This is a genomic window from Brevibacillus nitrificans, assembly GCF_003710965.1.
GTDB classification, from domain to species: Bacteria; Bacillota; Bacilli; order Brevibacillales; family Brevibacillaceae; genus Brevibacillus; species Brevibacillus centrosporus.
In genome coordinates, this window is the sequence record NZ_RHHU01000003.1 from 1,436,871 (window position 1) to 1,462,398 (window position 25,528).

Sequence of the window (25,528 nt, forward strand, 5' to 3'; positions counted from 1 at the left end):
AGCTGATCCCGTTATCAGGAATCAGCTTAGGTCTTGGTATTCGGCTTAGGTCTTGGTATTCGGCTTAGGTCTTGGTATTCGGCTTTTGCCTTTGTCCGCTCTTATTCTTTCCGTTGTAAATGCGTTCGTAAATGACCTCTCAGGACACCTACATGCGGTTCCTTCAGGATCATGGCGTGATCCGCTTCCATGCAGTGTTCTTCAATGAGTCCGGTCGGCGACGTTTGCCAGCCGAGTCTTTCTGCAGGATTGAGATTTGTCACCGCACGGATCAGCAAGATCTTCCCGGGGTATGGCTTAGGCCGATAGGAGCGCGTCGCGGAAACTAGCTCTTGCACGTTGTCATCCTCGGGTGAAGCTTCATCTACGGACTTCTTCAGCACCTTCCCTACAAACCGCAGCTTTTGCAGCACAAACGGTTTGCGCAGATCGGAAGGCAGACGGAATAGCAGTTTGAAGCTGTTGATGATTTTGTCTTGCATTTTCAGCGGAGGCAGAGCTGGGCTCGCGTAGTTGAGGATCGCAAGCAGCTCGATTTCTTCTCCCGCCTGCAAGAGCTGCTGTGCCATTTCGTAAGCAATCGCGCCACCAAGGCAAAACCCGATGAGATGATAAGGTCCCTTTGGCTGAACCTCGCGAAGCTCGTGGATGTATTTGCGTGCAATCGACTCTACGCTTACCTCGGGAGCACCTGCAACATACCTCAACCCGTACAGCGGCTGATCCTGCCCCAAGCCGCGCGCCAATTCTCCGTAGATCAACACTTCTCCCCCTCCGCCGTGAATGCAGAAGTAAGGGGGCTTCGTTCCAACGGGCGAAATGGGCACCAGTGACTTGGACAGCTCTGCGTGATCTTCGTCAGATGTCAGCAGCTTCGCCAGCTTTTCGATCGTGTCTTCCTGGAAGACACTCGAGACAGCAAGTCGTTTCTGGAACGTTTTTTCCATATAGGAGAACATACGCATAGCGAGCAGCGAATTGCCGCCTAGGTGAAAAAAGTTGTCCGTGACACCGATTGGCTTTACGTCCAGCAGCTGCTCCCAGATTTGCACGAGCGTATCTTCGATTTGATTTCGCGGCGCGGTGAAGTGTGCTTCATTGCTGGCTACCGTGGGTACAGGCAATCGCTTGCGGTCGATCTTGCCAACCGGCGTAACGGGGACCTCCTGCAGCTCCACAAAGAAGGTGGGAATCATGTACTCGGGCAATTTATCCCGGACAAACGCTCGGATCGCTTGCTGCTGAAAGCTGGCACCTGCGTTCATCACCACGTAGGAGACGAGGCCTGCGGTTCCATCCTTGCCTTTTGTCACCCCTGCCACAGACTGGCGAACCCCTGGGAAGAGCCCCACAACCGTTTCGATTTCCCCCAATTCAATCCGGCAGCCCCTAATCTTCACCTGATCGTCTGCTCGACCGATAAAATCCACATGGCCGTCCGCTCGATAGCGTGCCAGATCCCCCGATTTGTACATTCTCTCGCCTGCTTTTGGGCTGAACGGGTCAAGCGGGAATCTTTCTTCTGTCAATTCTGGCCGGTTCAAATATCCCCGCGCCACGCCATCTCCTGCCATGTACAAGTCGCCAATCACTCCGATCGGCACCGGCTGCAGCTGCGAATCCAGAATATACAGTCGATCTGTCGCGATGGGACGTCCGATCGGGATGGTCGTTTCATTTTGCGCGATCTCTTTGACAGGATAGCTCGTCGTGTTGACCGCATTCTCCGTCGGTCCATACAGGTTGATCAATCTGCAATGCGGGAGCTTCATTAGGCACTTGCGAGCGAGCCACACGGGCAGCGCCTCTCCACCCGGCATTACCTGGCGCAATCCAACCAGCGCCTCGCTGTGATCCTCCAGCAGGACATTGAGCCGATCCGGGGTGACATTGAGAGAGGTGACTTTGTAACGCTGAATCGTCTGCGCGATCTCACCAAAGGAAGGCTTATTGGTGGACAGGATGACCAGCCTGCCTCCGTTTAAAAGCGCGCCGTAAATTTCAAAGGCGGATACGTCAAAGGCGACCGCGCCCAAATTCATGTACGTCTCATCCGGCCCCACGCTGGCGTAGTTGATATTTTTCACCAAGCGAACGATCCCGCGTTGATCAATCATGACGCCCTTTGGTTTTCCCGTTGAGCCAGAGGTATACATCACGTAAGCCAAATGAACAGCGCTGCTGCTTCTGGGGAACGAATCGGCCTTGCTTTTGGCTTCCAGTGAATCCTGATCGAGGAAAACCATCGTAGCGTTCAGCCGGGGAAGCTCTGCAAAGATGCGTTCAGTGGTAATCACAAAGGATGCCGCTGAATCTTCCAGCATGTACGCAATCCTCTCACTAGGGTAGGTCAAATCAATAGGTACGTAGGCCCCTCCAGCTTTTAGCACGCCCAGGTAGCTGGCGATCATGTCTGGCGATCTGTCTAGACACACTGCGACGAGCTGCTCAGGGACAATCCCTAGGTTATTCAGGCGGTGAGCGATTTCATTTGCCCGACGATCGAGCTGTTGGTAGGAGATTTCCTGATCTTCAAACAGCAAGGCAATCTGATCGGGCCCAAGCTTCACCTGCTCTTCAAACAGATCCACCATGCTCGCGTCACGGGGATAAGCTGGCTTTGCTGTGTTCCAGTCCACGAGCAGCTGCTTGCGCTCGGCATCCGTCAAAATCGGCAAGGTGAACAGCCTCGCAGCTGGATCTGCGAGTGCGCCCTCCAGCAGCTTGAAATAATGCCCCGCTACTCGGTTGATGGTCTCTTCTTTGAACAGGTCCGTCGCATACGTGATCGCGAGCGTCATCTCTTCTTCTGACTCTACGATTCTAAACGTCAGATCGGTCTCGACGTCACCATGCCATCCATCGTCCCTGTTCGCCAGCAGGTTTCCTTCCGTCAAATTCTCCCCATAGGAAGACATGTCCAGCATGACGCGAAACAAAGGAACAGATCCAGCAGATTGGCTCAAACCGAGCAACGATGCAAGCTCATCGAGTGGAATACTCTGATGCTCCCTAGCTTCCGCGAAAGCCTCTTGGACTTCTCGCACAGCTTTATCCAGTGATTTTTCCCCAGTCCAAAAGCTTTGTACGATCACCGGATTTGCCATTGGCGCAAGTTCTGATATTGTGCCAGACAACAAGGCTGCGACACGGATTTCGTCTTCGGCGTTATAGCGATGCATCATCATTTTTAATACCGTAAGCAGTACGAGAAACGAATGTACCTGTGCTTGCTTGGCATACGTCTCGATACTCTGCCGGATCGCTGCTTGGAAGGAATAAGAGCGGGTGGTTCTAGAAGGTGCTGAAGCCGGTGAGGTTCTCGAAAAATCGGCAGGCAAATACTGCTCGGGAGGCTCATAGCCCATTTTACGTTTCCAAAAGGCAAGATCCCGCTTTCTTTCTTCCTCCGTGAAGCGACGCTTTTGTCCCTCACGATACATGTCCTCTTGCTCCAAAAGAATGTTTTTCACCTGCTACTCCTCCTTTTGCACCTTCACGTCCTGAACGCGTCTTGACCTTTGAACGAACAAAAACGAACGACTGGCGTATCTGAATCTGTCGCCACCGTCCCTACGTAATGGTTCTGATAACAAAATGGCACCAGCTGCAGATTCTCTATCGCAAACCTTTCCCCTCGATCTGCCTCCAAATCAAGCGCAGCTAATCCGAGCCCAAGCGCTTTGAGCTGAGCTTCCTTTCTCGTCCAAAGCTGAAAAAACACCCGGTTCTGTTCGGCTTCTGGCATGGATTTGAGCAAATGCTGTTCTTCTCGGGAAAAAACAGCTTGCCCAATACCGTCCCACTCGAAGTCAGGATCGAGAAACTCCAGATCGATGCCTACCGCACGATTTCTGGCGAATACGTAACAGACATGATCTCGCGAGTGCGACATATTAAATGCAAGGGCGTATGGAATGTCGTGATGGAGAAGTGATGGTTTTCCGAAGCGATTTTTTTGAAAGTGGATGGCAGAAGGCTGTATTTCGATATAAGCAGCTAAAAGAAACCGGAGGAGACGATGTGAAAATTGGTAACGATCCTGATCGTGAGGAGATCGGAAGCTTGCGACTTGTCTTCCTTCTTCTTGGGAGAGCACTTCTTGGCACGCAGGTAAAGACCCTATTTGTGCCAGCCAAACGTGAACCTCATTGCCAGCGATAAATGCCTGGCTCTTTGCTATGTCAATCGGTCGTCTGCCTTGCTCCCAGTGAGTATCGGCCTGTCCGAATGGTGTTGATTTTCCTGTATTTGCAATCGTCATGAATCCTGTACCGGATAACAGCTTGTTACACTCGTTTTCACTCGTACGGTCCCTCCCCGATATCAAAGCAATGGCTATACCCCCTATTGTACCAGCTTTTCGTTCGTTGTAAAGAACAGTCGAGCGAACAACCTTTCTACTCGTTCTATTCCGAAAACAAAATGCCACCCCCATTTTCTACGTTACTGGGGTGGCATTTTGTCTTGTTCATCTCTCAAAAGGGCGAGAATTCTCACAAACGATGACCGTCATTAGCGTTTCGGCGCTCGGAAACCGGCAGCCTTCGCTTCTTCCTCTGTTGCAAACCACATTTCCGCATGGGTTTGCTCATAGCTTGCGGAGCCAGGCACATGATAGATTTTTTCGCCTTTGGCATTGATGTTTCCTTTGATTGTCTTGCCCTCTGGCGCAGCCTCCTTGGCAGGCTTGGCCGTTGCCGATTTCTTCGCGGCCTTCTCTTCGGATAGTCCCCAGAGCCCTTTGTTGTTCTCCCTCGCCTCTCGTTCCGCTTCCAAAAACAGATCGGCATAGGCTACATTTGGCGGAATCGTCATGATGCGAGCGTAACCGTCGCGCACCAGCTTTTCATTGACGAAGGTGCCATCCTGCAGGTACATATACGCTAACAAGCGCTTGTATTTATCGTATGGCTCTACATCGAACTTCAGCTTGACCTTTTGGCCTGTCAGCAGCTGCTTGGAGAACTCACTTGCTTCTTTTCCATACGGCTGGACTGGCGTATTCGGTTTGACCGATTCTGGCGTATCCACCCCGATGAGCCGCACTTTCTCTCCTGTTGAAAGTTCAACTGTATCTCCATCCACTACCCGCTGGACGGTCGCTTCCATTTCCCCGTTTGCCACAGGTTGTCCCGTCGATGAAGAACAGGCACCCAGCAAAGCAGAGAACAATGCCAGGCAGATTGCAATACGTTTCATCTCGTTCCTTCCCTTCTCCCACGTTGCATCGGCTTATAGCGTAGTGGAAGTTCCTTCTCAGGTCAAGAATCAAGCTCGCAGCCGCGCAAACGCACGGAAAAAACGACCTATCCGATGAGGTCGTTTTTGTCTATACATGTGGATTAGTCACGATCCGCGTTAAATAAGAACAGCAACACGACCACCACAATAATAATCCAAAGAAGCTCGTCGTTGTCTCGATCAAAAAAACTGTCAAACAGACCCATTTCGGAGTCCCCCTTTCCTTCTCGCTACAGCCTATGCAAAAGACTAGACGCGTGTCAGTAGGTGGAAGAGCCCAAAAGTGAAAAAGATGTTCTATAGCAGCTTGGCAGAAATTACGTGCACGTATGGGGTGATTTGCTGTGCTTGGTTCTCAAAGCCTAGCTTTGTCAACTCCTCTTGCATGCGAGTACGATTCGCATAGCATTCCTTTCTCATCTGCTCCACCGCCTGCTCATCCCCTGCCGCTTCCAATTGCTGCAGACGGGCAAGACGTTCTTCTTCATTTATAAACATCAGGTCAGCGATTACCAAACGTCCGCCGGGCTTGAGTACACGCCGACACTCCGCCAGCGCCAGCGGCTTTTGCTCATCGGTCAAATGATGGAGCGCATAGCTGGAAACAGCAAAATCAAAGCGGTTCTCCAAAAACGGAAACGCGAAAAAGGTCCCGATCTTCGTCTCCACCTCAGGATGCTTGCGCCTGCACTGCCGCAGCATTTCCAAGGATTGATCAAACCCGCTCATCTTGACACCCGCACGGACAAAGCGTCCCGCCAGATTGCCGGTTCCCGTTCCGACATCCACCCCCCATTCGCCTGGCATGGGAGCTGCCGCTTGGAGGACAGCATCCAGCACTTCCTCGTAGTTTTCGTGTTTGTTGAAGCCATCCTGTTTTCGCGTTACCAGCTCGTCATACACTTCAGCGATCTGGTTAAAATTCCATCGATCTACCCAATCCGCCCGTGTCTGACGTAGGCGCTTGCTTCCTTCCGCCAGCTCAAAAAGCGAAGCAGGGTCGATGACCGTATCGCTTTTGACCCGCTCAATCATCGCCTCGGTCGTCTCGATCACCTTGCTCAGCTCTACCCACCGGTCGTACATAAAGGATCGCTGCAGCTCCAGGTAGTTCAGCAGACTCCCCTGCCCTTCCTCCATTTGCCGCAGGAGCTCACCGATGTCTTCAATAGGCATCCCTACCTCACGCAGGGTGATGATCGTCTGCAAGCGCCACAGGTCTTCCTCCGAAAATTGGCGATACCCCGATTCATCTGCCTTTTGCGGGTGAATTAATCCTTTTTCTTCGTAATAGCGGATGGCTCGCGGCGTAATTTGCAGTCGCTGTGCCATGTCCTTTATTTGCATCAGGTACAACTCCCTGCTTGTTTTTTTCCTCGTCAGTCGTATTCTAAACCTTTCCGTTACGTCAAAGTAAAGAGAAGCTCTTTCTTTAAGGATAGGAGAAACGGATCAAGAACTCTAGAGGGCTAAATGAAATAGGCAGCAGAACAGAAAAAAACTGCCGGTGAAGGCACCGACAGTGTGAGCGAAGGCAGCTATTTGCTATTTTCAGCTTCCTTGACAACGGAAGCGAACGCGGCTGTGATGATGGATGTGCCGACAACTCCGATATAGGCTGAACCGCGCTGCATCCCTTCACGTACGCCCTCCAGATTGCCAGCGACGATCCCGACTGCTGCCCCCATCTCCTCGCCTTGTGCAAACAGCTTGTCAACGAGTGCCTGCACTTCCGGATCGTTCGGGCTGCTTTTCCCCATGTTGACGGAAAGGTCGGTCGTCCCGATGAACCCGATGTCAACACCCGGTACGCTCATGATCTCCGGAAAATGTTCCGCTGCCTGCGGTGTTTCAATATGAACGATTACCAAGGTGTCTTCGTTTTCACGATCCAGAAACGCTCGCCCGCTGTCTTTCCCATAACGGGCTGCACGATGAGAATACGCCGCTCCTCTGGTGCCGTACGGGGGATATTTCGCCAGCGCAACGGCAGCTTGGGCAGCCTCCCTGGTGTTTACCATCGGTACCTGAACTCCTTTTGCTCCTCGATCCAAAGCTTTTTGGATACTGGATGGATCATAGGAAACGCGTACGATGGGCACGAGGTTGACCGATTCTGCGGTACGAATCATATTTTCCAGCTCTGAGTAGCTAAAGGCGCCGTGCTCGTCATCGATGACGATGAAATCAAAGCCCGCATGTCCGGCCATTTCTACAATAGCCGGCGAGTAAATCCCGATAAAAGCGCCGACTGTCTTTTCCCCATTTTTTATTTTTTCCTTTACAAGGTTCCCCATCTCGCTCATCCTCTCTATTCCGTAATCTCTTCCAGCTTGCTGCGTGGCTCCCTAAAGCTATCAATTCCTATATTTGTCCCCAGATTCAGCTTGATAAAGATCACGGAGATCAGCGAGATGACCCCAATGATCAGAAAGCCCGTTTGTCGGGAGAAGGACTCCGTCAAAACACCCATCATCACCGGGCCAAAGAAAATCCCCGCCGAGTAGATGCTCTGGAACAGTCCCATCCTCGTCGATTGCTTATTCTCCGGTATGTTGTGAACGCTGAGCGATGTGACCACGGTAAAAATCAATCCGAAGGCGAAGCCAGCTACTGCTTGCAGAACAAATAAGGTTGGCAAATTCGGTGCGTAGGGAATCACGATGGCGATAATCCCTTGCAGGGTAGCTCCGGTGATAGCCGTATTGATAATTCCCAGCTTCTTGTAAAAAAAGTTTCCACACAAAGCGGCAGCAAGTCCATAGACGATGAGATGCGTATTGGAGAGCCAGCTGATCGCTATGGCATTTGCACCCAAATCTTTGGCGACTAGCGGTGTAAACGTATCACGCGTACCAAACGGCACCATAATAGCGATCGTGGCGAGGATGGCAATCAGCCAAATTTTGCGATCCGTTACCTGCTCAACAAAGATCTTCTTATCGTATTTCTCCTTGAGATCCACGCTTTTCTCTTTAATGAAGAAGGTTAACATGAGCGCGGTAACGGCTGCGACCACCGCGACGAGAAAGCTGTATTGGTAGCCATAGCTGTTGGCGATGAGACCGCCGATCGTAGAGCCGAGCAAGGAACCGGCCGGTGAGGCAACAGACAGGATCGCTACCGCCTTGGCCGCTTCTTTTCTGCCAAAAAACGAGGCAAACATGACATTGTAAATCACCCAGGTAGAGCTGGTTAATCCATCTGAAATCTTTCCGAGGTAAAGCGTCGTAGAATTAGGAGCGATAAAGGCAAGCGTCCACGTCACTGCGGTGATGACCAGACCGATTTGCAGAAAAATTCTGCGTTTATTCAAGGCATCGGAGACAATCCCAATCGGAAAGCGAGTAAACAAAGAAGCAAGACCCGTTACCCCGATAATGCTCCCGATCACGATCGAATTGATCCCCAGCTCTTTGGCATAGGTCGAAATGAACGGATCGAATGCCGAAACACTGATAAAAAACAGCAAGCTGATGATAAAAAACAATACCATGTCTTTTTTGGTAAACGCCTTTTCCATAGAGCCACCCCATTCTTTTCTTCGTATCCGTCTTACTGCAAAAGCCAATACCGCAATACCGCCGTGACCGCCTGTGGCTGCTCCAGCGTGCTTAAATGTCCGCACTGTTCAAAGATCACGAGCTTCGCCTGAGGAATCAGGTCAGCCATTTCCTGATGAGCTTGCAGCGGGCAGGAAGCGTCTTCTCTCCCTGTTGCCACCAAGGTAGGACAGGTAATCGTTGTGAGCACGTCGCGAGCATCCGGCTTTGTCATCAATGCCGTCATCTGATTGATCATCGCTTCCGGGCCGATACTGTCCGCCATTTGAATGACCGTCTCGACGAGCTGCTTGTTTTGCAAATGCTGCGGATGCAAGAGCCCCGGAAGCAAATACCGAGTCGTAATCTCGATAAATTGATCGTTTTTCGCCATCTGGATAAATCTTTCCCAATTGCTGATCTGGTCGGATCGAGGAGGATAGGCGTTCGTATCCAGCAAAGCTAACTTTTTGACACGCTCAGGAGCTTGCCTCATGATTTCCATTGCGACGATTCCTCCCATCGACAAGCCAGCGAGTGCAAATTGCTCGGGAGCTTGCCGTAATACGGTGGAAGCCATCGCTTGAATCGAACGATCTCGGGTTACATCACCCTCAAAGATCTCGGCAATATCGGAAAGATGCTCCTTTTGATGCTGCCACAGCAACGAATTGCATAGCGTTCCTGCGAGAAGAATCAAGGGAATTTTCGTCATCTCGTCTTCCTTCTTTCTCGACATCTGATCCACTGACAACCAACTATTTGAAACCGCTTACTATTTTCACAAAAAGGAGGGGAGCCTCCATCAAACCTGCCAATAGAAACTCCGAATCCCCTCCCAGCGTTTACAGCTTGGAGATTGCTTCTTTTACGGCTGGTGCCCATTCCACGACCGGTTTCTCATCCCCACTGTTGATGATGAACAGAGAGCCTGCTTCTTCCCCCACACTCTCCATGCTTCTGTAAACATCAGCCGGGATCGACATGATATCTTTTGCCTGAAGCACGACTTCTCCTTCGGTGCCATCGACTCCCCAGCGCACTTTCCATTGTCCCTTCTGCACGAAAATGACCTGCTTGGCTGATTGCTTGAAGGGATAAAAACCATGCCCCGGCTCAGCCTCTACCATTTCAAAGGTGAACGAATGAGGATGTTGAACCAGTGGTGTTCTGTCTGCGGCATCCGCCATACCCGCTCCGATGATCCCATAGCTCTTCTTCCGGCCTTTTGGGAGTCGGCAATCCATATAAGAGTTTTCGTGACCGACGCGCTCTGCAAATCGGAAAATCCGTTTGCTCACTTCTTCAACCGTGACTTTATCAAAAGCCGAAAGCTCTGCCTCTGTCAGCGGCCGGACAATCTCGGCATCTTTCGGTACTTCCATTCCGATCGTCGTATCGATGAGGCGTCCATCCTCCAGCAATACCAATCCATGCCCTTCTGCCGCCTTGAGTACCTGCGGGGCCCAAGTCACTTTTCCGGGATTGTCTTCTCCTAGTATGCAATACAGAAAGCCGTCATCGGGACCACAATTTGAAAACGCGCGAAAAATATGGGTGGGGATCGTGAAAACATCGCCTTCTTTTAAAATCACTTCGCCATCTGTACCGTCCTGCCCCCAAAAGAACCGCCATTCTCCTTTTGCAACGATAAACACCTCTGCAGTCAGGTGAGAGTGCAGGGAGTTCTTGGTTCCGTGTGGCATCGCTGCAGCTCCAAAATTAAACCCGTGCGGCTCCTCCAGGTTCACAAAACGGTTGCTGCTCTCCGATACGCCAGGTCCGATAATCGTGTAATTTTCTTTCCGATCGGAGCCGGGCGTTTTTGCATCGATAAAGGCAGAGCGGTCCGGAACCAAATCTTCAAATCGGATGACTCTTTTCAACATTTGCTCTTTTGAAATCACAGTACTCATCTTCTTTTCCTCCTATATTGTAAAAAAGTCAAAACAGCCTACCTGTACGGGGATTACTTGCATCACCACCTTTCCAAGAAATGCTTACATGCTCTTTTTGAATGCGTATTCAATAACGATAATGATGATTGTGAGGATTTTGAATGCGCATGCAAAACAAGCTGCAAGGAGACTTTCCTTTGCTTTATATGTACCCAATGAATTTTTGAATACGCATTCAAAAGGTGATAAAAAGAAACGCATCCACTTCGATTTATTGAATGCGTATTCAAACAAAAACGAAAAAATGCTTTCTTCATTCTACTCATGAACCGTTGCACACACCCGTTGTCCTTCGAATCAATAATTCCGGTTCGATGATTACGTGAACAGGCTGCACGTCCTTTTGATCGCTTTCAATCAGCTGGATCAAATTATCCAAGGCCAGCAATGCCATTTTTTCTTTTTGCTGCGAGATCGTTGTCAGTCCTATATAGCTGTTTGCGGCGATGTTGATATTGTCAAATCCAATGATCGATACATCCTCTGGAATCTTGAGTCCCAATCCTGCTACCCCATCCATCACGGCCAGAGCCATCTCATCGGACATCGCGAATATCGCGGACGGGCGGTCAGGTCTGCTCAAAATACGTTTGGTGAACGTCACTACCTTGTCGTGGGTAAGCTCCTCCTTGAACACCAGCTCGCTGTCATAGGAAAGGCCATATTTTTGCAAGGCTTCTCTGTAAGCAACATATCGCTCATAAACCGTTAAATACTTCGATGGACCTGCAATATAAGCAATTTTTTTATGCCCAAGCTCGGCTAAATGCTCAACCGCAAGCATCGCGCCCTTTTTGTTGTCCAGCGAAATCGAGTTGACCTCGGAGTCATCCAATCGGCTGTTGTACAGAACGATGGGAAAGCCGTTTTCGTACAGCTGCTTTACCCTTGCATTATTACGGTTGACGGCTGCTGCCAGAATCCCGTCGACCCGCTTTCCGATTAAGGTGGAAATAGCCTTTTCCAACTGGTAGTCATCGTGGTTCGTATTGTAGATGATTACATCGTACTTTTCCTTCTGCGCCTTGCTTATGATCACACCTGCAGACTCGGCAAAGAAGGGGTTTGAAATATTCCCGATAATCAGGCCAATGGTTCTGGTCTTCTTTTCAACCAAGCTTCGCGCGATCTCGTCTCGGGTAAAACCTAGCTCGTTGATCGCCTCCAGCACTTTTTCTCGTGTCCCTTCCTTGATAAACGGGTAATTATTCAATACACGGGAAACGGTTGACTGCGACACTCCCGCCTTTTTGGCGACGTCGTCTGCTGTAACTCTTCCTTTCATCATCAAACGAATCCTTTCCTTACACCAACAAACGGTACGATCTTTTGTGTAGTATAATAGCTTTCTTTTTCATTTTCAACACATTTCTGACAACTTCTTATGTAAAAAAGGCTGACGGACTCTATCGCCGACAGCCTCGTACAAATGAGCGTTCCCCACAGATGGATTAATGCGTAGCGGGCTCCGAAATTTCCTGGAGGGCGTCGCTCGCCTCGTCGTGATGCACCTGGCGAATGGCCATGTCAGCCAAAGCAACGATCCCCACGAGCTTGCCGTTCTCTACGACAGGCAGACGACGTATCTGATGCTGTGCCATGATTTTCGCCGCTTCGTCCACCGTCATTCCTGGCTGACCCAGTATGATATCACGCGTCATCACGACTTCTGTCGCTGTTGACCCTTCGTGCTTCTCAGCCAACCCGCGAATGACGATATCACGGTCAGTAATGATTCCAATCACGTCATTTTTCTCGTTGACGACCGGGATCACACCTACGTTCCAGTCACGCATCTTGCATGCCACTTCATACACATTATCCTTCAGCGTCACGGTCGCGATATCTTTTGTCATGATTTCGCGCAATGTACGATTCTCTACTTTCGCCATCTATGTTCTCCTCCTTTAGCTAATGAACGCTTGTAGTGTGTCCTGTTACCTATTCCTTCATTCGCTCAACTGGGACATGCGTCATGATTTTCGACTAGAGCTGACCTGTCTGACTGTGATAAGATGGAAGCATGGTGCTTTTGGACAGTAGCAAAAAAAGACCGCTGGGTGCTGCAACACCCGCGCGGTCCGTAAGCTACAATGGTCGTTCCTTTCGGGGGAGTCGGCTCCTAGTACCTGCCTGTAGACCTCCCGGCTGTGAAGCTCAAGGGAGGTCTACTTTTTCTTACTAGATGACAGCATTATTACTAAAGTCCCAAATGTCAACATCAGACTTAGTGCTTCGAATACTGTCATAGTATCACCCCCTTTCATTCGGGGATGCCGACCGCCCTTGAGAATCAATCCATTGTGTAGCAAATTATACCATATCATGGCAATTCCGGTCATCTACTCGTAAGATTGACTTATACATTGCGCTTCTTCCAAAAACAGACTATCATTAGGATGTGAAAATCTTACCTTTTTGTAGGAGGAAAAAGAATGGTTATCAAGGATACTGGGGTAAGCACCAAGGAAGTCTTTTTCGCCGATCTGGAACACTATATGAGTGATCTCGGTTTCGATCGTGGTGCTTGGGATTACAAACACGCTACATACGACTATAAAATCCAAGATAAAGGAAACGTTTACTACCTGCGTCTGGAAGCAAACGTGACCGAAGGAAAGCTGGAAGACTCCCACGCTGTCCTGAAATTGGAAGATCCTTATATGGGTAAGCATCTGTTCCCGCATGGCTTGGACTACGACTATCCGATTCCAGATTCTGTTATCAAATCGGCCAAGCTGAAGCTGCAAATGCTGAACGAAAAGCTGTCTTCGCACTAAGCCTTTGCATTGCGACAATTGAAATAGTGCTGCGAAACAGAGAGGTGTCCCCTCTCTGTTTCACGTAGAAGGGGGTTCTACGATGAAAACACGGGGCGTCCCTGATTTTTTGTTACTGTTTTTAACCGCCCTGATCGTGGGGTTCGGCATCACAATGGTACTCAGTTCCAGTTCGATTTTTGCTCTGACCAGCTTCACCTCAAACGGCTGTGATTACTGCAATGGCGATGAACTGTACTTTGTGAAACGGCAAATACGCTTCTTAGTTTTAGGCATAGTCGGGATGCTGGTTGCCATGAACATTCCCTTTTCTTTTTACAAACGCAATTTCTTGCTGATCGCCACGGTAAGCTTTTTCGCCTTGCTGCTGGTTCTGGTGCCAGGTATCGGGGAGAACATCAAAGGGGCTCGCTCCTGGTTTCGCATCGGTTCTTCCAACCTCCAGCCTGCCGAGTTCGCGAAGCTGGGGCTGATTTTGTACCTGGCTGCCATTATCTCCAAAAAAGGGGATGGGATACGAAAGCTTAAATCCGGCTTGATGCCTCCCCTTTTAGTGACCGGGCTGTTTTTTCTTTTGATTGTTGCCCAGCCTGACCTGGGATCAGCCGCCATTTTGCTTGGGACTGGCCTGATTGTCATGGTATGTGGTGGTGCCCGGCTCCGTTATTTGATTGGAATTGGCGGCCCTGTAGTTGCGCTAGCTTTGGCCGCTTACATCACCGTCAAGCAGCACGCCCTCAACCGAATCCACTCCTATCTGGACCCGTGGAGCGATCCCCTGAATACGGGCTACAATATCATTCAGTCGTGGATTGCTATCGCCCATGGCGGCCTATCTGGTACGGGATTTGGAAAGAGCATTCAGAAGTATTTATACTTGCCGGAAGCGCATACCGATTTCATCTTTTCGATTATTTCCGAAGAGCTGGGCTTTATCGGGGCTTCCATCTTCCTGCTCATCTATCTGCTATTTTTGCTGCGGGGGATCCACATTTGTCTGCGCGTCAAGGATACCTTTGCCAGCCTCGTCGGAATTGGCATTATCAGCATGATTGCCCTCCAGGCTGCTGTCAACATCGGGGGGGTGACGGGAATCATTCCTTTGACGGGTGTCCCTCTTCCCTTTATCAGCTACGGAGGTTCCTCCCTGTTGGTTTGCCTGATCTCGACAGGAATCCTGCTGAATGTGTCCCGTGAAGTCAGCCGTCAAAAAGTGGACGAGCAAGTAACGAAAACGACCTATACCGTTTGAGGAAAGAAAAAACGACCTGCTTTTGTCGCAGGTCGTTCTTATTTGATTTCGATCGTTTCGACACGGACATTGATTGCATCCACCCAGAGACCCGTCAGTGTTTCAACCGCATCCTTTACTTTTTCCTGGAGAGTGTGACAGACATGATGGATGGGCGCCCCGTATTTGACGGAAACCCGCATGTCGATGGTCACCTTGTCTTCCACCATCGAGACGCTGATTCCTTTGGATCCGCCATTGATTTTCTTGGCTAAATCCTGATACAGTCCCCCCGAACGGACCGAAACCTCCAGCACCTCTTCTACCGCCACTCCTGCTATGACTGCAATGACTTGATCTGCGACTCTGATTTCACCGAGTTTTTCAACCACCTGGACGCCCTCCTCCTTGCCCGATTTTTACGCTCTCCCACCCGTTTTATCTGACTTTTCTCTCATTATAAACAAATCATGCTTGGGCTTGGAAGGGGATTTGTTTTTTTCTCTCCGTTAATGTCGGAGAAGTGCATGTCACGTCGAGAAGTGTCAGTTCATTGGTCGAAAGAGCTTCACTGATGGCGCTGCTCAAGTCACCGACCGTACGTACATGACGCCCGGAAACGCCGCAGGCTTGTGCCCACATGACGAAGTCGGGATTATGCAGCTTTGTACCAAATGAGCGATAGCCCGCTTGCTTCATTTTGATTTCTTCCAAGCCTAATGACGCGTTATTGACGACGATCAGGAGAAATTCCGTATGCTGTTCCACCGCTGTCATCAGCTCGGCGAGATGCATCTGCAGGCCGCCGTCCCCTGTGATGCAGACGACCTGCTGCTTTGGATGAGTAAGCTTGGCTGCGATCGCTGCAGGCAAGCCAAAGCCCATCGTACGCCATTTTCCCGAAAACAATGGAGTTTGTGCACGCGTACGAAACGCACGGTTAAACCAAAGCGTGTGTTCCCCTGTGTCTAAGGCGATGATCGCGTCATCCTTCACCAGCCTTCCCAAGGTGTGCAGCAAGGTTTCGGGCTTGATCTGCTCGCTTCCCCCTTGATTGGTGATGCTTTGCGTCTCCTCCCAAAAACGTGCATGCCATTTTTCTACCTGTTCTTCCCAAGCATGTTCGACTGCGCGCATTTCTAAACGTCTCTGCCATAACGGAAGGACGTCATCGAGATTCGCGGTCACAGAAACAAGATGCGGCTGCGCATGAATGGACTCCGAATGAGAATCCATTTGAATGATGGGAAGGTGCTTGGGAATAAACGATTGAGGAAACCAGCTCGCTCCCAAAATGACCAGCAGATCCGCCTCCGCAAGTGCTTGGAGCGCCGCTTCGCTGCCACCTTCTCCGAGTCCCCCCAGTACAAGCGGATGAGAATCCTCTATACTTCCTTTCGCCCCCAGCGACAAGAGAATGCCAGCACCGAGCGTCTCTGCAAACCTGCGGCAGCTCTCGGCATCTGCCCGCCCTCCCGCACCTACCAGAACCAACGGCCTTTTTGCCAGCAGCAGCTGCTGTGCAGCATGCTCCATCTCGATCCGATCCGGTCTGACAGCCTGAGAAACCCGCGGCAGCTCCGGAGTAATCTCTGCAGAGGTCATTTCCTCGAAAACATCCTTGCAGATAGCTACATGCGCGACTCCTTTTTGCTGGGCAGCTGTCGTAAATGCTTTGTGCAGGATGGACCCAATGGCTTTTGGATGAGTGACGGTCGTCGTGTACTTGCACAAGGGTCGCATCAGGTCTTCTTGGGGAACATACTGCTTGTACGCTCCTCCCATTTTGTACGTTTCGACCTGTCCTGTGATGGCAACGACGGGCACATGATCGGCCCACGCATCTGCGAGACCATTTAAAAGGTTAACGGTTCCCGGGCCTGTTGTGGCGATACAGACAGCGGGACGCCCTGTGAGCTTTGCCTCTGCACTCGCCATCAAGGCTGCTGCCGCCTCGTGCTTGCAAGGTACATAATGAATCGAATTTTGCTTTCCCAGCGAATCCAAGAAGGCAAAGAGTGCGTCCCCGGTAACACCATAGATTCGTGTAACCCCCCAAGCTTGCAACTGCTCCGTAATGAATGAAGCGACTTTCCGCATACGTGCGCCCTCCTTTCTTTGTACAAAGCTAGTGTGTACTTCCTCCAGTATTTTACTAATGGCCCTTTTTCACTTCTTGGAGAACCTAATCTCTATCATCTGGTGTTCAGCACCCTTACGAAGGAGGATTTGCCATGAAACAGCCTTTTAAATGGCTGATGGCCGTAGCGGTACTTGCAATTCTCATCACGACTGCAGTAGTGGTGTACCCTCATCGTTCTGATGCATTCAGCCAACAGATCGTGAAAGTTGGCGCACAAGGCTCCGATGTCCGTGAGATGCAATACCGCCTGAAATTTTTAGGCTTTTACACAGGGACTGTAGATGGCGTATTCGGATGGCGCTCCTACTGGGCTCTACGCAACTTCCAGTACGAGTTTGGGCTTCCTGTCGATGGTGTTCTCGGTGCCAAAACAAAAGTGAAGCTTTATAACGCAACGAAGAACTACAAGCCTACTGCCTCTGATTTGGGGGTACCGCAAACCTCTCAAGGGACGCCGAGCAATACAGGCACTCCCAGCAAACAGACGTATCACGCAGCAGGCATTTCCGAGAACGACCTGCGCTTGATGGCGAATGCCGTATACGGCGAGTCTCGTGGAGAACCCTACATCGGCCAGGTTGCCGTAGCAGCCGTCATCCTCAACCGCACGAAAAACCCAGCGTTCCCGAATACGCCGGCTGGCGTCATTTTTGAGCCACGCGCCTTTACCGCTGTTGCAGACGGACAAATCTGGCTCACACCCAACGAAACCTCCAAGCGGGCTGTTAACGACGCCTTAAAAGGATGGGACCCTACTGGTGGCGCCATTTACTACTTCAACCCGGACACGGCGACTTCCGGATGGATTTGGAGCCGTCCGCAAATCAAGAAGATTGGCCGCCACATTTTCTGCCGTTAAATAAAAAAACTCTATCGACGACTTTTCAAGGATGAGCGACCGCCTTTTAGCGGAAGGTTTTCATGCGCTCCGGAATTTATAAGCCCATCGCTTATGAATTCCTATACGTTCAAAAAAAACAGGCACGAGAGCCGTCGACTCCGTGCCTGTTTTTATCCTATATCCTCTAGGAACGCTGATTTTGCATGTGCTGCGCCATTTTGACGAATCTCTCTTCCGGTTCCGTAGTCCCACACACGCCGCATTGAATCATGTATGCGTCACCTTTATAAGGCTTGTGGAACATATCCAGCTGATCAGCGCTCAACTCGGCTACTACCTCTCCTGATTGCGGGTCGAGGCGCATGTAGCGCGGAGTCTGCTCGATTACCGTAAATCGCATGCGATTCGATTTACACGTTGGACACAAGTAAGGCATGGTCATGCTTTGCCACCTCCCATTCCATATTCATCGTTTAGTTTCTTCCACAAGAGGAACTCTATACCTATAGGCATCTTCATGAAAAATATGGTAATTTGTAGAAGGAATTGAACGTACATAATCGAGGTGACCGTATGAATTTGCGTTTGTTTTTCAGCTTAGTGGGAGGAAGCTTCCTCCTGGCCGCGTTTGCACACTATTTTACCGAAAGCGAGATGTTCCAGTTTATCACCGCTGCCATCTGCGTCGTATTTCTGGCTGCCTGGCTAGGAAAATCGACAGAGAGCGTGGCCCATTATGCGGGGGATCGAATCGGTGGATTTCTGAACGCTACCTTCGGAAATGCTGCCGAGCTGATCATTGCCTTCTTCCTTGTAAAAGAAGGACTTTTTGAAATGGTGAAGGCTTCCATCACCGGCGCTATCATCGGCAATATGCTGCTGGTACTGGGACTGAGCGTTCTGATGGGCGGGCTTAAATTCAAGGAACAGAAGTTCAACAGCAAGCTTGCGGGACATAATGCCTCCCTGATGACCCTGGCGATTGTCGCTCTGTTCATCCCCGCTGTCTTCATGCGTGAGCTGCCGCCAGTCAAGATCGAGACTTTAAGCATCGTCATCGCCGTTCTTTTGATCATCGCGTACATTCTCTGGCTGATTTTCTCGATGATCACGCATAGCGACTTTTTGACGGATATCGAGGAGCACGATAGCGAAGCCGTTTGGTCCAAAGGCATTTCGATTCTGATGCTCGGTATATCCACGGTCTTCGTGGCGATCGTCTCCGAGTGGCTCGTCCACGGTGTCCAGCACGTCTCGGAATCGCTGGGCTGGTCAGAGCTGTTCGTCGGTGCTTTTGTGATCGCCATCATCGGGAATGCAGCGGAACACAGCGCTGCCCTGCTGCTCGCCATGAAAGGCCGAATCGGAGCCGCCGTCGAGATTGCCATCGGCTCCAGCCTGCAAATCGCTCTGTTCGTCGCTCCGACCCTCGTGCTCGTCAGCCTATTGATCGGAAAGCCAATGGATATCGTGTTTACTGCCTATGAACTGGCCGCAATCGGCGTCGCGACCTTTATTACGATTTCGATCACCAAGGACGGGGCCACCAACTGGTTTGAGGGAGTTCTGTTGCTCACCGTCTACATCATCCTAGGCACGGCATTCTTCTTTGCATAAAAGCTTTCCTGGATGCATAAATAAGGACTGCTCTGGCATTTCGCCTCGCAGTCCTTTTCGTTTGCTTCCTTACATAAAGCCAACCATATACAAAAATACACACAAGATCGCAAGGGGCGCCAAATATTTTAGTGACAGCAGCCACAGGACAAACATTTTGCGTCCCGCACCACTCTTCACTTTCAGCTCTTCAAGCAAGGTCTCGCGCTTCATTTTCAAAGGAACAAACACAGCGATCAAAAGCGCCCCGAGCGGCATGAGGATATTGCTTACCAAAAAGTCAAAGGCATCGAAAATCGCTTTGCCCAAAATGGTGTACTCGCTCCAGATTCCAAAGGAGAGGGCCGACGGAATCCCGACGATAAAGATCAATAGGGCAATCACCCAGGAAAGACGCTTGCGCTGCTTCTCCTCTCCTTTTGCCAAAGACGCTACGATGATTTCCAGCATGGAAAACGCTGAGGTTAACGTCGCAAACAGGAACAAGGCGAGGAAAATCCACAGGAACACGCTGCCTAACGCAATTTTTTCAAACACGGAAGGCAGGACAATAAAGAGCAATCCGGGTCCCGCTGTCGGCTCCATCCCAAGGGAAAATACAGCTGGGAAAATGGCTAGCCCTGCAAACAGGGATACCAGCAGGTTCAATCCTACAATCGAGCCGGCAGAGCGCACGAGGCTTTCCTTTTTCGCCAGATAGGAGCTGTAGGTTACCATGACGGATACACCTACACTCAGTGCGAAAAACGATTGGCCCAAAGCATACAAAATCGAATCTCCATTCAGCTTCGAGAAGTCGGGACTGAGAAAGAATAAAACCCCTTCCATCGCCCCATCCAATGTGAGTGAACGAACCATCAAAATGACAAAAAGGATGAACAGTCCCGGCATCAAGTATTTGTTCGCAGACTCAATTCCGCTCTGTACGCCTCTGGCTACGACCCAAGCCGTGATGACCATGAACACCAGCTGCGCGAATACCGCACCCAGCGGATCACCAATGATTGAGCTGAATAGCTTGTCGTAGGAAGGGCCCGTGATTTGACCTGCGATGCCTTTTGCCAAATACGTAAGGATCCAGCCGCCCACTACGCTGTAGAAGGAAAGCAGGAGGAAACACGTTACGACCCCAAGCCGTCCAACCCAATGCCACAGCGTGCCTGGCGCGATCACTTTGTAGGCGCTGACCGCTTCCTTTTGTGTACTTCTTCCAATCACAAATTCGCCCAGCAAGAGCGGCATGCCGATCGCAAGGGTAAAGATCAGGAACAGGAGAAAAAAAGCTCCACCCCCGCTCGTCCCAACAATATAGGGAAACTTCCAAATCGCTCCGAGTCCGATCGCAGAACCGGCTGCGGCCAAAATAAATCCGAGCCGACTCGTCCACTGTTCTGTCTGCTTCATACTGCTTACACTCCTCCATCTGTCTTTCTTGGTTGTCAAGATTGAAACTTCCTGGCTTCGCCGTGATTTGGCGAAGCCTTCGCTGTGCTTGTGCTGGATAGGAATCTTGCAAATTCCTCTTTACACAAAAAAACCCGCCCCCAAAAAGGGACGAGTTCATTTCATTTCTCGCGGTACCACCCTACTTAGACATCAGCTGCTCTCACTGACGGTCTCGCTCTCACATTGGTAACGGAATGACCCAAATGCTCCAGAGTGAATTCAACAGGACAACCTCAAAGCTGCTCTCAGTCTTAGACAGCTTCTCCCTGACAAGTTGTTGGTCTGCTTACTACTCTCTTTCCACGCATTTACTTATTATTAAAAATCATATCTATTAATTTAATGTACGCATAAAAAATATGCAACCTCTTTTTTCAGGAGGCTGCATAGTGGTCCCAAGCAAAATGAAAAGCGAGGAATATCGCCGTTCTCCTCGCCTTACCTTTGGTTATACAATTCATGCAGATGGGCCAATTTTCGTTCCAGGGAACCCATGATTTCGCGCCCAACCTCATCTTCAATAAGTCCAAGGCGAACCGCATATTCTACTTCGCGGGAAAGCCCGAACATTTGCGTATCCAAAACCTCTTCATACAGCGGGCACTGCGGCATGGTCAGGTTTTCCATCTGTACGTCGATCAGCTTGTAAATTTTGTCCGCGTCTGCTTGAAGCAACGCTAGCGCTTTTTGTTCCAGATCGGGAACCTTAATTTCTGTCAAAACCTATCCCTCCGTTTGCCTCCATCCTTATCATCCATAGTACGCGATTCTGGGCCATTTGAAAAGGGGAGAAGGTACATCAACTGCAAGTATCTAAAAGATACCAAGTTTCCATTCCTTTGATAGAAGCTCAAGCAGCTTGACTCCCGCTACTGAGTTTCCTTTTTCATCCAGAGCCGGGCCAAATACCCCTATGCCCATCTTATTTGGAACTGTGGCTAAAATGCCACCTGCCACGCCACTTTTTGCCGGAATGCCGACGTCGATGGCAAACTCGCCAGAGGCGTTGTACATGCCGCATGTAACCATGAACGTCTTGCAAATCCGCGCTACTTCTGCGGGAAACACTCTTTCTTTGGTCATGATATCCATGCCATCCGCTGCGAGTACCATGCCCAGTCTCGCTACTTCCTTGGCCGTGACCTCAATCGAGCAATGCCGAAAATACAGATCCAGCGTCTCCTCCACGTCACCGGTCAGCACTCCGCTGTCTTTTAAAAACCAGGCGAGCGCGCGATTTCGGTCCGCCGTTTTCTTTTCGGAGCAATAGACGGCTTCATTTATGCCAATTTGCGGGTTCCCGGTCATCTTGCGCAAAAGCTCCAGCACGCTATGTAACCGCTCTTCTACATCTTTTCCTCGAATCATCCCCGCCACCGCGATCGCCCCTGCATTAATCATCGGGTTTAACGGCCTGTGAGGCTTGATTGTCTCTAACTTGATGATCGAGTTGAACGGATCCCCGGTCGGCTCTTTCCCCACCCGCTCAAACACATAAGACTGACCGTTTTGGCAGAGCGCCACAATCAGGGAAAAGATCTTTGATATGCTTTGAAGGGTAAAAGGCTTATCTGTTTCCCCAGCAGAGAGAATAGTCCCATCTGGCAGGCAGACGCTAACGCCAATCTGGCAAGGATCCTCTTTTGCCAGCTCAGGAATATAGGAGGCCACCTTCCCTTTGTCCGTATAAGCGTAGGCTTCTTGGCGCATTTGCTCCAGCTGTTTTGTTGCATCCTCGATGTTCATCCTCTATCCCCTCTTGACAAATTTCTTTTCGCTATTATACCAAATTGTAAAGAGGAAATTTATCCCTGTCAAACTCCCAGCATTTCTACTTCCTCTCAGGCTGTCCAAAAGGAAGGGAACGGATAAAAATAGAGCCGCACCCAAAGGCACGACTCTATTTGCTTCCTAGCGCGGATATACGCCCGGTCCAACTGGCAAGTCGAGAAAATACCAGATTGCCATCTGAACGATCCAGATCGCCAGGAAGACTAGCGCGTATGGCGTCATCGTGGCGAAAATCGTTCCCATCCCCGCATTCTTGTTGTACTTTTGATAGAAGGCCAAAATGAGCGGGAGGTATGGATTGACAGGTGAGATCGTATTCGTCGCAGAATCGGCGATCCGATAAGCGACCTGAATGAAAGCAGGGCTGTAGTCCAGCAGCATCAGCATCGGCATGAACACCGGGGCAAGAATCGCCCACAGGGCCGAACCACTCGTAATGAACAAGCTGCAAATCCCGGTGAACAGCGTGAAGCCGATCACGATGGGAAGGCCGGTCAATCCGATGCTCTTCATAAATTCAGCACCGTTCACGGCCATTAGGATGCCAATGTTGCTCCAGTTGAAAAAGGCGATGAACTGGGCTGCCGTAAATGCCAAAACGATAAAGCCGGACATGTCCTTGATCGCCTCGGACATGTAATGCGGCATGTCTTTTGAGGTTTTGATCAGTCCCATTACTTTCCCGTAAACAAACGAAATAGTCACGAAGAACAAGAGAATGATCGGAATGATGCCTTTCAGGAAAGGCGAGGTCAGAAAGTCGCCTGTTTTCGGGTCGCGAAGCAGTGCTCCTTCTGGCACGACCAGTACAGCCAGAACGGCAATAAATAGCAAGGCGGCGAGCCCAGTCACGCGCAGCGCCTTGTTTTCCTGGGGAGTCAGCTCATCAAACTGCACGCTGGTATCACCCTTGAAAGTGCCAAGGCGCGGCTCGATCACCTTGTCCGTAATCCATCCACCGATAAAAGCGAGAATGAATACAGAGGCAGACATGAAAAACCAGTTGTCAACAGGTGTGACATGGGCATTCGCATCAATCGTTTGAGCGACGGAGGTACTGATTCCGGACAAGAGAGCATCCGTTCCTGCGATAAACAAGTTTGCTGTAAAACCGGACGATACTCCCGCCATCCCGGCGGCAAACCCGGCAATCGGATGGCGTCCCATGGCGAGGAAGACGAGCCCGCCAAGCGGAGGAATAATCACCATAGCTGCATCAGAAGCGAGGTTTCCCAAAACTCCTACAAAGACAACCGCGTAACTGACGATCGCTGTGGGTACGTGTGACATCATCTTGCGAAGGACTGTCGTCAAGAGCCCTACTTTTTCCGCCAGACCGATCCCGAGCGTCATCGCCAAGACGAGGCCGAGCGCGGGAAACTCGACGAAGTTTTTCAGCATGCTGGTCAAAATCCAGTGTATCCCCTCGACACTGAGCAGGTTTTTAACCGCGACCGCTTCGCCCTTTCCGGGATGAATGACGGATAGATTCATCGCCGAGAGAATCGCCGAGATGACCATCAATACTCCGCAAAGGATGATGAAGAGCATGAACGGATGGGGAAGCTTGTTCCCAACCGTTTCGATCCATTTTAAGATTCCTTTTTGATTTTGCAGCTCCGTATTCAGTCCTGCTGCGCCATTTGCCATATTCCTCCGCCTCCATTTCACATGTCCTTACGATCCTGGTGTCCCTGCCAAAGCCTTGCATATGTATCGAACAAACAGCTTGACCCCGTCCTGCAGCGCGTCTTCATCGATCGTAAAACGCGGATGGTGATGCGGATAGACGATGCCCTTCTCTTCATTTCCGGCACCCACGAGGATGAAACAGCTTGGCACCACGTCTGAAAAGGCTGAGAAATCCTCTCCACCCATCATCGGTGGATGCTGCAGAAGCACATCTTCTCCCCATTCCTCCACGATCAGTTCCTCAACCGATCGGGTCACCTCTTCATCATTGATGACGGAGCCGTATCCGTAGCGATAGTCAAAACTGTAAGTCGCTCCATGCGCCAGTGTGATCCCTTTGATGATCCGCTCCATCCCGTTGACAGCCAGCTCTCTCACCTCTGGGGCGAAGCTGCGTACAGAACCGCTCAGCGTCGCCCGATCCGGGATGACATTGTAGGCTCCTGAGCCCCCATGAAAATTCGTTACGGAGATGACCAGATTCTCCAGTGGGTCCGCGTTTCTGGATACGATTTGCTGCAGATTCGCAATAACCTGCGCGCCGATAGCCACCGGGTCAACAGATGAATTCGGTGTAGAGGCATGTCCACCCTTACCTTGGATGGTGATGTCAAAACGGTCCGAATTGGCTGTGACCGCTCCGTAGGTAAGCCCGATTTTGCCGACAGAAAGATGGGACATCAGGTGAATTCCCAGCATCAGGTCGACGCCCTCTGTCACGTTGGCTTGCACCATTTCCCTCGCCCCGCCTGGATGCATTTCTTCCGCATGCTGAAAAAGAAAGCGTACTTCTCCTGCGAGATTCTCCCTCAGCTGGGAAAGCACCTTGGCAGCTCCCAAGAGCATCGCCGTATGTCCATCATGGCCGCAAGCATGCATCACCCCTGGCACTGAAGAGGCAAATTCGAAATCATTTTCTTCCGTGATCGCCAGTGCATCCATATCAGCACGCAATCCGATGACCCTGCCTGGTGCAGCCCCGATCAGCCTCGCCATGACACTGGTCTTAGTCGGTCGTGAGAGCTCCAGATTGCCAAAGGATTGCAGCTGCTCATAGACGAAGTTTGCCGTCTTTTCCTCTTGAAAGGATAACTCTGGGTTCCTGTGCAAGTACCGACGCCACGTAATCACTTCTTGGCGCACGGATTCTAGCAATGATGAGACAGAACTCGGATTCATCGGGGGAAATCTCCTCTCACAATGGGATATAACGAATAAGAAAACCGGGTGGATTTTTACACTC

At 50.6% G+C, this 25,528-nt stretch carries 23 protein-coding genes; 4 read left to right on the forward strand and 19 right to left on the reverse strand.

Features of this window, described 5'->3' with window-relative positions; all coding sequences use genetic code 11:
• Positions 1–101: 101 nt before the first annotated feature.
• The 11 genes from EDM59_RS08745 to EDM59_RS31745 all read right to left on the reverse strand — a co-directional run bounded on the left by EDM59_RS08745 (position 102) and on the right by EDM59_RS31745 (position 13,086).
• On the reverse strand, positions 102–3,473 hold the full coding sequence (locus EDM59_RS08745; RefSeq protein ID WP_122923205.1) for a non-ribosomal peptide synthetase: 3,372 nt from the start codon (positions 3,471–3,473) through the stop codon (positions 102–104).
• A 23-nt stretch (positions 3,474–3,496) separates the two neighbouring features.
• Positions 3,497–4,330: a 4'-phosphopantetheinyl transferase family protein gene (locus EDM59_RS08750; RefSeq protein ID WP_183192845.1), complete on the reverse strand. Its 834-nt coding sequence runs from the start codon at positions 4,328–4,330 to the stop codon at positions 3,497–3,499.
• A 185-nt stretch (positions 4,331–4,515) separates the two neighbouring features.
• Entirely contained in the window at positions 4,516–5,202 is a 687-nt protein-coding gene (locus EDM59_RS08755; RefSeq protein ID WP_122923207.1) for a thermonuclease family protein, read from the reverse strand.
• 339 nt (positions 5,203–5,541) lie between these two features.
• Positions 5,542–6,591: a MerR family transcriptional regulator gene (locus EDM59_RS08760; RefSeq protein WP_122923208.1), complete on the reverse strand. Its 1,050-nt coding sequence runs from the start codon at positions 6,589–6,591 to the stop codon at positions 5,542–5,544.
• 191 nt (positions 6,592–6,782) lie between these two features.
• On the reverse strand, positions 6,783–7,541 hold the full coding sequence (locus tag EDM59_RS08765) for an HpcH/HpaI aldolase family protein (protein WP_122923209.1): 759 nt from the start codon (positions 7,539–7,541) through the stop codon (positions 6,783–6,785).
• Positions 7,542–7,555: 14 nt separating this feature from the next.
• Positions 7,556–8,767 carry an MFS transporter gene (locus EDM59_RS08770; protein WP_122923210.1) on the reverse strand — a complete coding sequence of 404 codons (1,212 nt, stop codon included), beginning with the start codon at positions 8,765–8,767 and terminating at the stop codon, positions 7,556–7,558.
• Between the two features lie 32 nt (positions 8,768–8,799).
• A complete protein-coding gene (locus EDM59_RS08775) occupies positions 8,800–9,501 on the reverse strand; it encodes an alpha/beta fold hydrolase (protein ID WP_122923211.1) in 702 nt (233 codons plus the stop codon).
• 130 nt (positions 9,502–9,631) lie between these two features.
• On the reverse strand, positions 9,632–10,702 hold the full coding sequence (locus EDM59_RS08780) for a cupin domain-containing protein (RefSeq protein ID WP_122923212.1): 1,071 nt from the start codon (positions 10,700–10,702) through the stop codon (positions 9,632–9,634).
• A gap of 304 nt (positions 10,703–11,006) precedes the next feature.
• Positions 11,007–12,032 carry a LacI family DNA-binding transcriptional regulator gene (locus tag EDM59_RS08790; protein ID WP_246010942.1) on the reverse strand — a complete coding sequence of 342 codons (1,026 nt, stop codon included), beginning with the start codon at positions 12,030–12,032 and terminating at the stop codon, positions 11,007–11,009.
• Positions 12,033–12,195: 163 nt separating this feature from the next.
• Positions 12,196–12,636, reverse strand: coding sequence for a CBS domain-containing protein (locus tag EDM59_RS08795; protein WP_092268062.1), 441 nt, complete (start codon positions 12,634–12,636; stop codon positions 12,196–12,198).
• Between the two features lie 276 nt (positions 12,637–12,912).
• Positions 12,913–13,086, reverse strand: coding sequence for a putative holin-like toxin (locus tag EDM59_RS31745; RefSeq protein WP_220388411.1), 174 nt, complete (start codon positions 13,084–13,086; stop codon positions 12,913–12,915).
• Positions 13,087–13,179: 93 nt separating this feature from the next.
• Between EDM59_RS31745 and EDM59_RS08800 the strand changes: the two genes are divergently transcribed.
• Positions 13,180–13,524, forward strand: a complete 345-nt coding sequence (locus EDM59_RS08800; protein WP_092268061.1) for a YugN family protein — start codon at positions 13,180–13,182, stop codon at positions 13,522–13,524.
• Between the two features lie 82 nt (positions 13,525–13,606).
• The gene (ftsW, locus tag EDM59_RS08805) at positions 13,607–14,776 is read left to right on the forward strand and encodes a putative lipid II flippase FtsW (RefSeq protein WP_122923214.1); all 1,170 of its coding nucleotides are present in this window, start codon (positions 13,607–13,609) and stop codon (positions 14,774–14,776) included.
• 38 nt (positions 14,777–14,814) lie between these two features.
• On the opposite strand, the gene EDM59_RS08810 is transcribed toward ftsW, so the two are convergent.
• Entirely contained in the window at positions 14,815–15,147 is a 333-nt protein-coding gene (locus EDM59_RS08810; RefSeq protein WP_122923215.1) for an Asp23/Gls24 family envelope stress response protein, read from the reverse strand.
• Between the two features lie 76 nt (positions 15,148–15,223).
• Positions 15,224–16,855 (reverse strand): thiamine pyrophosphate-binding protein, encoded by a 1,632-nt coding sequence (locus EDM59_RS08815; RefSeq protein WP_122923216.1) that lies wholly within the window; start codon positions 16,853–16,855, stop codon positions 15,224–15,226.
• A gap of 134 nt (positions 16,856–16,989) precedes the next feature.
• Between EDM59_RS08815 and sleB the strand changes: the two genes are divergently transcribed.
• Entirely contained in the window at positions 16,990–17,757 is a 768-nt protein-coding gene (gene sleB / locus EDM59_RS08820; protein WP_122923217.1) for a spore cortex-lytic enzyme, read from the forward strand.
• Between the two features lie 166 nt (positions 17,758–17,923).
• On the opposite strand, the gene EDM59_RS08825 is transcribed toward sleB, so the two are convergent.
• Positions 17,924–18,181, reverse strand: coding sequence for a hypothetical protein (locus tag EDM59_RS08825; protein WP_122923218.1), 258 nt, complete (start codon positions 18,179–18,181; stop codon positions 17,924–17,926).
• Positions 18,182–18,312: 131 nt separating this feature from the next.
• On the opposite strand from EDM59_RS08825, the gene cax reads away from it, so the two are divergent.
• Complete coding sequence (gene cax / locus EDM59_RS08830) at positions 18,313–19,356, forward strand: calcium/proton exchanger (protein WP_122923219.1); 1,044 nt, start codon at positions 18,313–18,315, stop codon at positions 19,354–19,356.
• 69 nt (positions 19,357–19,425) lie between these two features.
• Here the strand turns inward: cax and EDM59_RS08835 are convergent, their stop codons facing one another.
• The 5 genes from EDM59_RS08835 to EDM59_RS08855 form a co-directional block, all read right to left on the reverse strand.
• Positions 19,426–20,760 (reverse strand): sodium-dependent transporter, encoded by a 1,335-nt coding sequence (locus tag EDM59_RS08835; RefSeq protein ID WP_122923220.1) that lies wholly within the window; start codon positions 20,758–20,760, stop codon positions 19,426–19,428.
• 480 nt (positions 20,761–21,240) lie between these two features.
• Positions 21,241–21,522 carry an Fpa/YlaN family protein gene (locus EDM59_RS08840; protein WP_092268053.1) on the reverse strand — a complete coding sequence of 94 codons (282 nt, stop codon included), beginning with the start codon at positions 21,520–21,522 and terminating at the stop codon, positions 21,241–21,243.
• A gap of 93 nt (positions 21,523–21,615) precedes the next feature.
• Positions 21,616–22,548 (reverse strand): glutaminase A, encoded by a 933-nt coding sequence (gene glsA, locus EDM59_RS08845; RefSeq protein WP_122923221.1) that lies wholly within the window; start codon positions 22,546–22,548, stop codon positions 21,616–21,618.
• Between the two features lie 165 nt (positions 22,549–22,713).
• Entirely contained in the window at positions 22,714–24,243 is a 1,530-nt protein-coding gene (locus EDM59_RS08850; protein ID WP_122923222.1) for an AbgT family transporter, read from the reverse strand.
• A 27-nt stretch (positions 24,244–24,270) separates the two neighbouring features.
• Positions 24,271–25,464 (reverse strand): amidohydrolase, encoded by a 1,194-nt coding sequence (locus tag EDM59_RS08855; protein ID WP_122923223.1) that lies wholly within the window; start codon positions 25,462–25,464, stop codon positions 24,271–24,273.
• Positions 25,465–25,528 lie beyond the last annotated feature (64 nt).

Bases quoted from the DNA above. Each gene is read 5' to 3' on its own strand.
- EDM59_RS08795 (WP_092268062.1), bottom strand. From the start codon at position 12,636: ATGGCGAAAGTAGAGAATCGTACATTGCGCGAAATCATGACAAAAGAT.
- EDM59_RS08765 (WP_122923209.1), bottom strand. From the start codon at position 7,541: ATGGGGAACCTTGTAAAGGAAAAAATAAAAAATGGGGAAAAGACAGTC.
- EDM59_RS08790 (WP_246010942.1), bottom strand. From the start codon at position 12,032: ATGATGAAAGGAAGAGTTACAGCAGACGACGTCGCCAAAAAGGCGGGA.
- EDM59_RS08775 (WP_122923211.1), bottom strand. From the start codon at position 9,501: ATGACGAAAATTCCCTTGATTCTTCTCGCAGGAACGCTATGCAATTCG.
- EDM59_RS08815 (WP_122923216.1), bottom strand. From the start codon at position 16,855: ATGCGGAAAGTCGCTTCATTCATTACGGAGCAGTTGCAAGCTTGGGGG.
- EDM59_RS08760 (WP_122923208.1), bottom strand. From the start codon at position 6,591: ATGCAAATAAAGGACATGGCACAGCGACTGCAAATTACGCCGCGAGCC.
- EDM59_RS31745 (WP_220388411.1), bottom strand. From the start codon at position 13,086: ATGACCGGAATTGCCATGATATGGTATAATTTGCTACACAATGGATTG.
- glsA (WP_122923221.1), bottom strand. From the start codon at position 22,548: ATGAACATCGAGGATGCAACAAAACAGCTGGAGCAAATGCGCCAAGAA.
- EDM59_RS08835 (WP_122923220.1), bottom strand. From the start codon at position 20,760: ATGAAGCAGACAGAACAGTGGACGAGTCGGCTCGGATTTATTTTGGCC.
- EDM59_RS08850 (WP_122923222.1), bottom strand. From the start codon at position 24,243: ATGGCAAATGGCGCAGCAGGACTGAATACGGAGCTGCAAAATCAAAAA.
- EDM59_RS08755 (WP_122923207.1), bottom strand. From the start codon at position 5,202: ATGAAACGTATTGCAATCTGCCTGGCATTGTTCTCTGCTTTGCTGGGT.
- EDM59_RS08780 (WP_122923212.1), bottom strand. From the start codon at position 10,702: ATGAGTACTGTGATTTCAAAAGAGCAAATGTTGAAAAGAGTCATCCGA.
- EDM59_RS08770 (WP_122923210.1), bottom strand. From the start codon at position 8,767: ATGGAAAAGGCGTTTACCAAAAAAGACATGGTATTGTTTTTTATCATC.
- EDM59_RS08855 (WP_122923223.1), bottom strand. From the start codon at position 25,464: ATGAATCCGAGTTCTGTCTCATCATTGCTAGAATCCGTGCGCCAAGAA.
- cax (WP_122923219.1), top strand. From the start codon at position 18,313: ATGAATTTGCGTTTGTTTTTCAGCTTAGTGGGAGGAAGCTTCCTCCTG.
- ftsW (WP_122923214.1), top strand. From the start codon at position 13,607: ATGAAAACACGGGGCGTCCCTGATTTTTTGTTACTGTTTTTAACCGCC.
- EDM59_RS08825 (WP_122923218.1), bottom strand. From the start codon at position 18,181: ATGACCATGCCTTACTTGTGTCCAACGTGTAAATCGAATCGCATGCGA.
- sleB (WP_122923217.1), top strand. From the start codon at position 16,990: ATGAAACAGCCTTTTAAATGGCTGATGGCCGTAGCGGTACTTGCAATT.
- EDM59_RS08800 (WP_092268061.1), top strand. From the start codon at position 13,180: ATGGTTATCAAGGATACTGGGGTAAGCACCAAGGAAGTCTTTTTCGCC.